This is a genomic window from Photorhabdus sp. RM96S (genome assembly GCF_042879335.1).
GTDB lineage: Bacteria > Pseudomonadota > Gammaproteobacteria > Enterobacterales > Enterobacteriaceae > Photorhabdus > Photorhabdus kayaii.
The window spans coordinates 63204-76004 of the sequence record NZ_JBHFKT010000001.1 but is presented as its reverse complement, the minus strand read 5'-3'; the positions used below and the strand labels follow the sequence as shown (position 1 = coordinate 76004).

Genomic DNA, 12801 nt, shown 5'->3' with positions numbered 1-12801 from the left:
TCAGTCGGGAGGGCACAATATCAAATATCCGATTACGTCAAAGATATAAAACACCTTTCATTGACGTGTAAAACATTGAAACAGAGAAAACACATAGCACTAAAGAAGCAAGACGATAAAACAAATCGGGTTTTAAAATTCCTTTTCCCAGCTTTCCTACATATAGCATTTTCCCAACCCCCACCCAAATCAGGGAAACGGGTAATAATGCACAAACAAAAACCGTCATGCATGGGATGTATTCTGACCACAAAGTAAATGCAGTAAGAGGAAATATATATGTAGCAAACACAAAAGCCTTAGGATTAAGCAACGTGGCAAATAATACCGTGATAAAATGGATTTTTACTACGTTCTTGTCTAATGAGAAATGCCAAACTTTAAAAGCTAGATAAGCAATGTATGTCGAAGCACACATCTTTAAGATAACCAGTAACCATATGAAAGCATGAGAGACTGTAGATAAAAATAACCCCCACAAACTAATTGCTATTATATAACCCAATGCCTCAGCTAATATCAGCCTGAGTGTACTAATAAAACCATGTGAATATCCAGATGATACCAAAAGAGTATTTGTTGGTCCCGGCATAATTAAGACCATACTCACCATGCTGGCAATTCTTATATAATCGTAGTAACTATTCATAGTATCCTCAGTGGCTGTTATACATAATAATTAATTATTTGAAATATAATAGGAAATTTTCAGTAAAAAATTTCATCACGCCCCCCATCTCTTTAAATTAACAATAATAAGTTACGGTCATTAAATACCATTACTTTCACTTAATAGCTATTAGGTTCGTCTTTTCTCTCAATGTTAGTAATCTCAATAACTCCAATTCAGTAATAAAATATACAAAAAATATGAAATTCCGTATTAACTTCGGGAATACTCCTAAAATATAGCAGCTCCAATCCATATATAACTAATATCATTTCTATATATGGTCGATATCATTTCAATATATAAAGAATATCATTTCAATACACAGCGAGTATCATTTCAGTATATTACTAATAAAGGAGTATTCTTTAGCCAATCATCTTGATTATAATTAGTAGAATCAACAATTGAAAAATCAGTTTCAATATTTTTAAAAATTGTGATTTTAGTCCAAATTCTTCCTTTAGCTAAGCCCTACTAGAATAAACAGAAAATGAGGTAAATAATCAAATCAGCATGAACCGGATTGGTGATTTTAGCGGGATCTAACTATATTATCAATGCGCCTCCATGTGGAATTTTCATATATAAAACAAAATGATAATTAAAAGAGAAAAAACAAACAGAGAATTCAATTTGCATATTATTGTTATCTTAGTCATATAAATATTCTATTCTAGGACATTTTTAAATATTATTTGAATTTATTTAAACAGATATATATACCCTATGGATTTCAAGATGGATCGCGGCGGCAAGGGAGCGAATCCCCGGGAGCATAGATAACTATGTGACCGGGGTGAGTGAGTGCAGCCAACAAAGAGGCAGCTTGAAAGATGACGGGTATAAATAAGAATAAGATACTTTGCCTTTTATAAATTCGACAAAAATCATTGCTATTAATAAAATAAACTCTAACTACCATTTACAATCTTAATAAATGATTTTATAGCTAAATTTCGGCACCTCATTAATTTATACGGTGCCGAAATTTTAAAATTATCGTTCCCAGTAAGATTCTTCCAAACTATCTTCTTTTTCGGGCAAACCACGGCTTAATCGTGGGGAATGCTGACTCAATACCTGATAGCTAACTCTGTTGGCATATTTACATACCTGAGCAAGTGATGAATATGTTAGATAAGTACGGATATGTTTACTGGAATTAGGCACATTCATTCTGTGGTGATTGTTGGCCGTTATATCATGCAGCAAAGCAGATAAAGCACCATCACCTGCCCCATTGGTATTCATGATTTTTTCTGGTCCCCCCATATAAGGTTCAATATGGGAATAAACTTTCATCGGGATTTGACAATCAGATTTACGCATAGCACGACTGAACTCATAACGGTTAAATTCAGCAATAGCACCCGGTAACAATGGATGGGTTGTCTGACGCATATAATCTTTTTCCGTATAACCTGCCATATATAATCCAGCCGGACCTGCGGTACACAAAACTAAATCGACCCAATCTAGTGCTATATCCGAAGCCAATAGTGGATCACTGAAACCAGTAAGCTCATAAGCTTCATCTTCATTCATTGCCAGAACCGAAATATTCTCAACCAGAAAATCACGCCACCATTGTGGATCATCAGCAATAACATATTTCGTCCCTAGCGTCAGAACCACAGGTACACTATGCTTTTTAGCATATTCGATAGCTTTCATGGTTGCTTCTGGCATTGGTTCTCCCGGTTTACAACGAATCAAGTAAGCAGTTAATACCAAAGCAGAAGCTTCAGCAATAATCTTCTCAGGAATACTTTCCGGTTTAAGTTGATTCATTTGCCCAGGACTGATGGCAAAAGTCCGCTCACCATTTTCCGTTACTAATGTAAAACAGCGACCAATTGCTCCGCTCACTCCCTGTAAATAGTTCAGATCAGTACGGCTAGACGTGTTACATAAGTAGCGGTAAGCATAACCGCCAATCTGAATATTACTACACATAGTACCCAGTAAGACGGAACGATCATCGGCAAGAACTGAGTAATTATGTAAAGTATTACCAATAGTGCCACCAGCAAATTCGTGGCTAATAAGATTATTATCAGTAAGTTCTTTATACAAGGTTTCAGCTACATCATCTTCAATAACTAATGAATGCCCTTGGCTAAGGTTATAGCGCTGGATAAAATCTTCATCTACTTTCGCCTCAATATCCACTAATGTCTGATCGATACCAACGATATAAGCTCGGTTATTCTCACCATCCATCATCTCTTTAATTGGCTGGAGTAAAGGATCACGCAGACTGACGGGAAAATAGTGTTTTGATTTACGTTTACCAGGGAATTTCATTTTTGATTGATGCTATAACGCCAAAAGGTGCAGCATATTAGCACAATAAAAACTGACAGGCAGCAAATGTCACTACGACATTTACTGCCAAGGAAAACTTAAGCCGCTTGCTGACGACTACGTACCATATGACGAATTAGAACAGACACCACAGCCAAGATCAGCCCAAGAAAAGCACTGCCCATTAAGATAAGTAGACGCTTCGGTGAATCTTTCGCTGTCGGCTCATAAGGAGCCTGCATATATCTAAATGGTTGGAAGTTAACTTTATCTACTTTAAGTGCTTTCAGCTCTTCTATATAGAACAAACGGTTACGTAAGTCAGCATCAATCAAGGTGGGATCTTTTATCTCCTCTGTAATTTGCAACTTACGTTGTAATGCATCAGCCCCCAAAGCAATGGAATAATCTGGATCGTCTTTGATCATTGCTCCTTCACTGGAAATAGGCTTTTTAATTCCTGCCGAATTAGCGATAGATAATGCATGTTTCAATCGCTCAATATTAGCTTCCTGTATATTATTCACACGGTTTAAATCAACGTTATACAAACCTTCAGAGTAATTAAGCTTTTGTTTTACTATATCACTTAATTCACTCTTCACCTGTTCATGGACAACAGACGACGCATAGTCAATATAGCCATTTAACAGATTATATGCATCTTCTGCGGTTTCGGCACTGAAGGTCAATTTAGTTTCACCGTTTTCATCATCTTTTTCCGCTTTTGAAGAAGATGAAATATTATCATTCACAATCTTTTCAATAAGTTTTCTTTTTGCAAATGGTGAATGATCACCTGATTCAGCCACCAGATTTTTAAAATATTCTGTATTAACCAGATATTCTTCACGCAAAACCCGTGAATTAAAATTATTTAAAAAATTATTATACAGTGACGATGAAGTTACTGATGGTTGTAAACTTAAAACCTCTAACTTAGTCAGGAGATCTCTAAGTGGTTGTATCTCTTCAAGTTGAGGCTTAACAATAGAAGCAGAACTGCTCCACTTTTGTGGCATCAAAGATGCTGCTACAAAGCCGATAACAGCAAAAAGGATAGTAATAGTGATAATCAATAACTTTGATTGAAATAAAACAGAGAATAACTCAAACAAATCAATTTCATCATCTTGTTTTGAATTGTGATAATTAAAATATTCTTCACTGAAATTAGTGCTTTTAATCGGTTTATTACTCATTATTTATATCCAAATTCAAATATGCTGTTACTAATTGATATACAAAACATCATCCCACTGGGCCTATAGGTTAATTCCCATTTACTCTGAAACAAGTATGGCAGTTCCACTAGGCTGGCATCCGTGTAGCAATATACCTTAAAAAGCCAATGAACCCTAATGATAGATTAATCCTATCACTATTCATTCCTGTTTCTGACAAACCCGTTGACCAACTCTTCAAGTAGTAAAATATGACTAGCGTTGTCGTTAAGCGCCGGAATATATTCAAATTTTTCCCCACCTGCATTAAGAAACATCTCTTTATTTAGCTGTTTTATCTCTTCCAGCGTTTCCAGACAATCAGACGAAAAACCAGGGCAAAGTACCTGAATATGTTTTATTCCCTGATTAGGTAGAGTTTGCATCGTTTGATCTACGTATGGTGTCAACCATTGCTCACGACCGAAACGTGATTGATAAGCCATCATTACCTGCTCTGCCGGATAATTAATTGCTTGCTTTAGCAATCGTGTTGTTAACTTACACTGCTCAGCATAAATATCGCCCGTATCAACAAAACGCTGCGGAATGCCATGATAGGAAAGCAATAATCTGTCTGGTTGACCATGCTTATCGAAACTCTGCTCAATAGTTTCTTTCAGTGCAGAAATATAAGCCGGATGATCAGCATAACTACGAATAAAGTGAATTCCAGGAATAGTTCGGTATTTTTGCAATACCAGACTGACACCATCAAATACAGCCGCAGATGAGGAACCAGAATATTGGGGATAAAGTGGTAAAACAATCAGCTGCTCAACATTCTGCTTAAGTAAGTTGTCAATCGCTTGTTCAAGAGATGGAGAACCGTAATTCATTCCCAGTTCAACAGGTATGTCAGCAAGTCTTTCTGCCAGTAATTTCTGTTGCCGACGGCCATGTACTAATAGAGGAGAACCTTCATCAGTCCAAATTTTCTGGTATAACTTTGCTACACGTGAGGAACGGAAAGGCAAAACAAAACCATATAATATTGGCTTCCAGATAAATCGAGATAAATCTATGACTCTTTTATCGCTAAGAAACTCAGCTAAATAACGTCTTATAGCCGCAGTTGTCGGTTTATCAGGAGTGCCAAGATTAACTAATAAAACACCAAATTTACCGTTGTTCATTATGTCGATCCTTCATTGTTTCGCTAGTGAAAACCCTAGCATAATAAAATACAGATGAAAATCATGTTTATCTACGAAAACAATGAGGAAAAATCGACTAATTTACCTGATACAGTAAATAAATAATATAGGATAAGGCGACTTATTAGTCGCCCTCTAAGAATCATTCAGGTTGATTAATCCAAAATTTTAGATAATTCTTCACTAATCTCAGATACCTTACGAGTACCATCAATTCTAAAATATTTGGTATAATCTGCCTCTGCTTCTTTTTGATAGTAGGATACTAAAGGTGCTGTCTGCTGATGGTATTCAACTAAACGTTTACACACGATATCTTCGTGATCGTCTTTACGAACAGTCAACTCTTCACCCGTAACATCATCCTTGTTTTCCACTGCTGGCGGATTAAATTTAATGTGATAAACACGGCCAGATGGCGCATGTATACGGCGTCCAATGATACGTTCAATAATGAGTTCATCGGGAACATCGAATTCCAAGACATAATCAACATTAATACCCGCTTCTTTCATTGCATCAGCCTGGGGGATAGTACGGGGGAACCCATCCAGCAAGAAACCATTGCGGCAATCATCTTGTTTGATGCGCTCTTTGACCAAAGCAATAACCAGTTCATCAGTAACCAGCTTACCATGATCCATCAGCGCTTTTGCTTTTAAACCCAATTCTGTGCCAGCCTTAACCGCAGTACGCAACATATCACCAGTAGAAATTTGAGGTATCCCATATTTCTCCACGATAAATTGCGCCTGAGTCCCTTTACCGGCGCCCGGAGCGCCCAGCAGAATGATACGCATTGCGTAAATCCCCTTGCTAGTTAGTTTTTATATTTTGAGAAAACGAGCCACCATACCATTTAGCATGGGGTTCGCTCAAGGAAACAGGTAAACGATTTCGTGATATTTTTCTGTAAAAATAAACCACGCCCATCTCATAGGCGTGGTTTCCAATCGTCACCAAAAAATGATTAAATCAAGCTTTCTCAGACAACAATAGCTGATTCATACGGCGAATAAACTGATTTGGGTCTTCCAACGTGCCACGCTCAGCAAACAATGCCTGATCAAGCAACAGTTCAATCCAATCCGCGAATTGAACTTCATCACTGATATCAGAAGCCAGTTTTACCAACTGATGATCAGGATTCAGCTCAAAATTGTACTTAACGTCCGGCACCTGTTGACCAGCCGCAGCAAACAATTTCGCCATCTGCGTGCTCATTTCATCCACATTTGTTGTGACAATTGCTGGAGTATCAGTCAGACGGTGAGTCAATTTAACCTCTTTTACTCGATCACCAAGCAATGTTTTTACACGCTCAACAAACGGCTCCAGCTGCTTTTCAATTTCTTCCTGTTCGGCTTTGTTTTCATCTGCCAGTTTATCCAGGGATTCATCGGCTTTACTGACTGACTGGAATTTTTTACCATCAAAATCAGTGAGGTATCCCATCATCCATTCATCAATGCGATCTGACAGTAACAGAACTTCAATACCTTTCTTACGGAACAACTCCAGATGAGGACTGTTTTTCGCCGCAGCATAACTGTCTGCGGTGATGTAGTAAATCTTATCCTGACCTTCCGTCATCCTACTAACATACTCTTCCAGAGAAACTGTTTGTGCCGAGCTGTCATTATGAGTAGAAGCAAAACGTAGCAATTTAGCGATAGCTTCTTTGTTGGTACTATCCTCTGCCGGGCCTTCTTTCATTACCAGACCAAACTGTTGCCAGAATTGCTGGTACTTTTCTGCATCATCTTTCGCCAGTTTATCCAGCATCTGTAATGCACGTTTGGTCAATGCATTACGTAAATTACGGGTAATAGAATTATCTTGTAAAATTTCACGGGAAACGTTTAGCGGTAAGTCGTTGGAGTCAATCAAACCACGGACAAAGCGTAAATAGTTCGGCATAAACTGTTCCGCATCATCCATAATAAACACACGCTGGACATACAATTTCAGCCCGTGCTTATGCTCACGGTTCCACATATCCCACGGAGCCTGAGATGGAATATAGAGCATGCTAGTATATTCCTGTTTACCTTCTACGCGGTTATGGCTCCAGATCAGCGGATCAGTAAAATCATGAGAAATATGTTTGTAGAACTCTTTATACTCTTCATCTGTAATTTCAGATTTACCACGAGTCCATAAAGCTTGAGCTTTATTAATCTTCTCCCAAGTTACTGTATCCTCTTCACCCTCTTCTTCGCTCTTATTTTTGGTTTCAATTTCAACCGGCAAGGCAATATGGTCAGAGTATTTACTGATAACAGAACGCAAACGCCAGTCATTCAGGAATTCATCTTCTCCTTCACGTAAATGAAGGGTGATCTCTGTACCACGGGTTTCTTTTTCAATATCGGCAATCGTGTAATCACCTTCACCAGCAGATTCCCAGAATACGCCCTGATCAATTGAAGCGCCAGCAGCACGAGTACGTACAGTGACTTTATCAGACACAATAAATGCAGAGTAAAACCCAACACCAAACTGACCAATTAACTGGCTGTCTTTAGCCTGATCTGAACCAATAGATTCCAGAAAAGCTTTTGTTCCTGATTTAGCGATTGTTCCAAGATTATCGATAACTTCATCACGAGTCATACCAATGCCATTATCACTAATCGTAATGCTTCTCTTTTCTTTATCAAAAGAAAGACGAACGCGTAGTTCACCATCATTTTCATAAAGTTTTGGAACAGATAATGCGCGGAAACGTAATTTGTCAGCAGCATCGGAAGCGTTTGAGATTAGTTCACGAAGGAAAATCTCTTTATTGGAATAGAGTGAATGGATCATTAATTGCAGAAGTTGTTTTACTTCAGACTGAAATCCACGGGTTTCCTGACCTTTCATACTCATTTATTACCTCAATCTAAATCCAGTTCAGACAGACAAAATCAGACGATAATATGCAGATGGGGATAAATAAGTTGAATTTCAAGTTTGATTATCCAAAAGAATTATGAAGTAACTTTTGATCATAGCAGAATGAACTAAAAGGCATGCGCCACATAGAATGTAGCGCCTCAAAACCTTTACGACTTGCCCTAACCAGACTACAACACTATTCGGTCACAACTCGACAAAACCGTAAGGCATTAACAGAAGATTAATAAGTAATCTTCTGCCGCCCAGCAAGTGAATGGGACAATGTTGTACCATCTACCATCTCAAGTTCACCACCAACCGGCACACCATGAGCAATACGGCTTGCTGTTACACCATACTGAAAGCATATCTCTGCGATATAATTGGCAGTGGCCTCTCCCTCCACTGTCGGATTAGTCGCCAGAATCACCTCTGAAATCTCCTCAGTGGAGAGACGGTCCTCAAGACGATCTAAACCAATATCCATTGGACCAATGCCATCTAATGGGGATAAATGCCCCATCAATACAAAGTAACTTCCGGCAAACTGCCCAGTTTGTTCAATAGCATGAATATCCGCTGGACTTTCAACCACACAGATTTGACCATTTTGTTGACGGCGTGGATTAGCACAAATTGTGCACTGTTCCTGTTCGGTAAAAGTCCGGCAATATTTGCAGTGTCCAATTTCTGACATTGATCTGGTCAATGCCTGAGCCAAACGCATTCCACCACTGCGATCACGCTGTAGCAGATGAAAAGCCATCCGCTGTGCAGACTTAGGGCCAACCCCTGGCAAACAGCGTAATGCTTCCATCAAGGATTCAAGGAGAGGACTGGTTTGCATCAGAATGGCATCTTAAAGCCTGGTGGCAATTGCATCCCACTGGAAATGCCTGCCATTTTCTCTTTCTGTGTTTCTTCAATACGACGGGCTGCGTCATTGAATGCGGCAGCAATCAGGTCTTCCAACATCTCTTTGTCATCTTCCATCAGGCTTGGATCGATCTCAACACGACGGCAATTATGAGCGCCATTGATAGTCACTTTAACCAGACCTGCTCCCGATTCCCCCGTCACTTCTAGATTGGCGATCTCTTCTTGCATTTTCTGCATTTTGTCCTGCATTTGCTGGGCCTGTTTCATCAAATTGCCCAAACCACCTTTACCAAACATAGATTTCTCTCTTCGCTATGGCTACATCGTACAACAAGGTACAGATTGCAGCATGGTTAAATCGGTCGGATACTGTCTTCGTCCAATTCAGCATCAAATACCTGCCGCAATGTTTGAATAGTTTTATCCGCAATAATTGATTGGCGAGCTTGTGCCAATTTCTCTTCATAAATGGCTTGTCGCCACTCCAGCGGAGTTTTCTCCGCAGGATTATCATCTTCAATAATACTGCATTCAACTGTTACGCCGTACAATTCGCTTAAAGCCCCCGCTAATGACTTTTGTGCGAAAGCGGAATTAAGGTGACGCTGGCTCGAACGCAAATGTAAACGGATATTATTTTCACTAACCTGCTCTTTGAATGCATTTAATGCCAATTGCTGCACCAGTTTAGGAATTTTAAGTTTACCAACTTCTGCGGCCCATGCATCTCTCTGTTTAGATTCTTCCGTTAATTTCTCTGCCAGTTCTGGTGTTTTCTCATGTTCCAAAGCTGTTCTTAAAGCCTTTGGTGTGGCCACATGAGTTTCTGTTTTCTCCTCAATATTCTTGGCACGCCAACGGTAAGCTTCTTTTTTCTCAGGCTTGTTTTCCTGTTTTTTATCTATTGATGACTGAGGTCGCTGTCCTGACACTGCGGCAAACCGTTCCAATGCTGACGTTGCTGACTTCATCTTAACAGGCGTAGCTGATTCAGGCTTTTTTGTTGACGTTTGCTCTTGCTGTCGGGATAACACATTCCTTGCTTTCAGCAACTGCGCTGTTGGGCTTGATGCAAGCGCCTGAGGTATCTGGGGTTCCGACTGAGAAGTTCTATCCAATTGTGCCAATTCATTAATATAATTAGCAGGTGGCACATCTCCCTGATCACTATGTTTCGGCTGTGCTGTAACTGATGGTATAACCGCAGGATGTACCACCGGTGCCGCAACCTCTTCAATAACTGTTTTCGGATGAAATGCCAAGGCTCTGAACAGCGTCATTTCAACACCCATCCTGCGCTCCGGTGCATACGGTAAGTCCCTACGACCAATCAGCAAAGTTTGATAATAAAGTTGCAAATCTTCCGGTGAAACAGCTTTTGCCAATATCCGCAAACGGCCTTCAATTGATGAAGAAGCGATTTCTGGCTGAGAAGGTAACAGCTGGAGCATTGCAATACGATGCAGCAATGCAAGAATTTCTACTAGCAAATCCTCCCAATCAACCCCCCGTGAAGCAACTTGTTCCACCAATGCCATAACCTGCTGACCGTCAGCTCGAATCAATGCTTCAATAATTGATAACGGCTGTTCATCATCTAAAGTTCCTAGCATCAAGCTGACTATTTCAGTTGTCACCAAGCCTTGTCCGATAGCAATAGCCTGATCTGTCAGACTCAATGCATCACGCATGCTGCCATCAGCAGCACGAGCCAATAGCTGACGAGCGCGGTTATCACTCTCTATATGTTCAGCTTTAAGAATACGCTCAAGCTGATCGCTTATTTGACCAATATCCAGCGATTTGAGATGGAATTGCAAGCAACGGGAAAGAATAGTCACTGGCAATTTTTGCGGATCAGTCGTTGCCAGTAAAAACTTCACATGCTCAGGCGGCTCTTCCAACGTTTTCAATAATGCATTGAAACTGTGGCGGGAAAGCATATGTACTTCATCAATCAGGTAGACTTTAAAACGCCCACGAGCCGGAGCATATTGCACGTTATCTAGCAATTCACGCGTATCTTCAACTTTAGTACGGGAAGCCGCATCAATTTCAATTAAATCGACAAATCGCCCCTGTTCAATTTCAAGGCAATTAACACATTTACCGCAAGGCTTATCAGTAATACCTGTTTCACAATTTAGCCCCTTAGCAAACAAACGGGCGATCGTTGTTTTCCCAACACCTCTAGTGCCAGAAAATAAATAGGCGTGATGAAGCCGGCCATGGGCAAGACCATTAGCTAACGCAGTCAGGACATATTCCTGACCAATTACATCAGAAAATATTTGTGGGCGCCACTTACGGGCAAGTACCTGATAGCTCATTGATACCGGAAAAATCGAATACAGTTGGGTATCATGCTAACACAGCCTCACTACAGACAGCGAGGCCGATATGTTAGTAATACAAAAATAAGCAGATTAATGATCTGGGAATTCAAGTAGAGTAAAACTACTTACACCTTGTCTTTGCAGGCGCTCAACACCATCTAAGCCAAGCAAACCAATAACAAAAGCCGCTTCAGAAACCTCACCACCTAAACGACGGATTAAACGAACAGTGGCTTCAACTGTACCACCCGTAGCCAGCAAATCATCAATAACCAGCACCTTATCGTTTTCTCTTACGCTATCCTTATGCATTTCCAACGTATCAGTGCCATACTCCAGATCGTACGTTTCACTCAATGTTTCCCGAGGTAGTTTGCCCGCTTTACGAACAGGAATAAAACCAACACCAAGGCGTAACGCAACCGGGGCTCCAAACAGAAAACCGCGAGCTTCAGTGCCAACTATTTTTGTGATGCCTTTGTCCTGATATCGCTCCACCAGAAGATCAATTGTTGCCTGGTAGGCAAGAGGGTTATCCAATAAAGTGGTAATATCACGAAAAAGAACCCCTGGTTTTGGATAATCAGGAATAGTTTCAATACTGTCTTTAATAAATTGCAGTTGCTGCGCATTTGCGGTCATAATCGGTGCCAATGAGTAGAACACGAAGGTGCTAAAATCTATTCAAACTGATAGAAAAAAGCAACTAATGAACACGCACCAGCCTACTTTTTGTCGTCCCAGATTAATTTTGCTTCGCAAGGCATAACCATTTTAAGGTATAAATGAATACGCAGCCATTATTAAATTTACTCGAAAAACAGGTCGATATACTGGCGGAAGAGATAGCACCATTAGCAGACACACCATTCTCTACTGCCCGGTTTGATCAAGCTTTATTTAACCGACACAGCGATAAACTCCGTGGTTATCTACAAGAAGTTAGGCACAACATGGAACAACTCAAAGAGTGTGTGCAGGATCACCGAACCGAACAGGTCGCATTTCTGACTGAACGCTTAGTTGCCCAAATAGAAGCATTAAGGCGTGAATTGTCTACCCAGTCATTGAGAAAAAAAGAGAGCCGATTTGAACATAAACAACAAGCTACTGACCTGTACCACAAACTGGCTGAACATCAGGATTATGAACGCCGTCTGCTCGCAATGATCAATGATAGAGAGCTAAAATTGAATCAACAAACTACACTTAGTCATCAACAAAAAATACAGAAAGAAATCGCGGCATTAGCCGGAAGACTAACACGTTGCCGTCAATCTCTGACACGAATTGAAAAATCAATCGAATACAAAGAGAACATGGATTAACGATTCAGATGAGGA

11 protein-coding genes are annotated in these 12801 nt (G+C 40.0%); 1 reads left to right on the top strand and 10 read right to left on the bottom strand.

Annotated features, from left to right (window positions below; genetic code table 11):
* Positions 1-37 precede the first annotated feature (37 nt).
* The 10 genes from ACGF49_RS00380 to apt form a co-directional block, all read right to left on the bottom strand.
* Positions 38-649 carry a LysE family translocator gene (locus ACGF49_RS00380; RefSeq protein WP_113040842.1) on the bottom strand — a complete coding sequence of 204 codons (612 nt, stop codon included), beginning with the start codon at positions 647-649 and terminating at the stop codon, positions 38-40.
* 1020 nt (positions 650-1669) lie between these two features.
* The gene (locus ACGF49_RS00375) at positions 1670-2980 is read right to left on the bottom strand and encodes an inosine/guanosine kinase (protein ID WP_113040840.1); all 1311 of its coding nucleotides are present in this window, start codon (positions 2978-2980) and stop codon (positions 1670-1672) included.
* Positions 2981-3078: 98 nt separating this feature from the next.
* Positions 3079-4182: an LPS O-antigen length regulator Wzz(fepE) gene (gene wzz(fepE), locus ACGF49_RS00370; RefSeq protein WP_113040839.1), complete on the bottom strand. Its 1104-nt coding sequence runs from the start codon at positions 4180-4182 to the stop codon at positions 3079-3081.
* Positions 4183-4361: 179 nt separating this feature from the next.
* Positions 4362-5339, bottom strand: coding sequence for a ferrochelatase (hemH, locus tag ACGF49_RS00365; RefSeq protein ID WP_113040838.1), 978 nt, complete (start codon positions 5337-5339; stop codon positions 4362-4364).
* Between the two features lie 176 nt (positions 5340-5515).
* A complete protein-coding gene (gene adk, locus ACGF49_RS00360) occupies positions 5516-6160 on the bottom strand; it encodes an adenylate kinase (protein ID WP_262977774.1) in 645 nt (214 codons plus the stop codon).
* 175 nt (positions 6161-6335) lie between these two features.
* On the bottom strand, positions 6336-8228 hold the full coding sequence (htpG, locus tag ACGF49_RS00355) for a molecular chaperone HtpG (protein ID WP_262977780.1): 1893 nt from the start codon (positions 8226-8228) through the stop codon (positions 6336-6338).
* A 256-nt stretch (positions 8229-8484) separates the two neighbouring features.
* Positions 8485-9090: a recombination mediator RecR gene (recR, locus tag ACGF49_RS00350; RefSeq protein WP_113040835.1), complete on the bottom strand. Its 606-nt coding sequence runs from the start codon at positions 9088-9090 to the stop codon at positions 8485-8487.
* The gene (locus tag ACGF49_RS00345; RefSeq protein WP_049582543.1) at positions 9090-9419 is read right to left on the bottom strand and encodes a YbaB/EbfC family nucleoid-associated protein; all 330 of its coding nucleotides are present in this window, start codon (positions 9417-9419) and stop codon (positions 9090-9092) included. Before ACGF49_RS00345 ends, recR begins: the two co-directional genes overlap by 1 nt.
* 56 nt (positions 9420-9475) lie before the next feature.
* Positions 9476-11452: a DNA polymerase III subunit gamma/tau gene (gene dnaX, locus ACGF49_RS00340; protein WP_349010494.1), complete on the bottom strand. Its 1977-nt coding sequence runs from the start codon at positions 11450-11452 to the stop codon at positions 9476-9478.
* 96 nt (positions 11453-11548) lie between these two features.
* Entirely contained in the window at positions 11549-12100 is a 552-nt protein-coding gene (gene apt, locus ACGF49_RS00335; RefSeq protein WP_113040833.1) for an adenine phosphoribosyltransferase, read from the bottom strand.
* Positions 12101-12243: 143 nt separating this feature from the next.
* Here apt and priC point away from each other — a divergent pair, with 143 nt between their 5' ends.
* Complete coding sequence (gene priC / locus ACGF49_RS00330; protein ID WP_228901741.1) at positions 12244-12786, top strand: primosomal replication protein PriC; 543 nt, start codon at positions 12244-12246, stop codon at positions 12784-12786.
* Positions 12787-12801 lie beyond the last annotated feature (15 nt).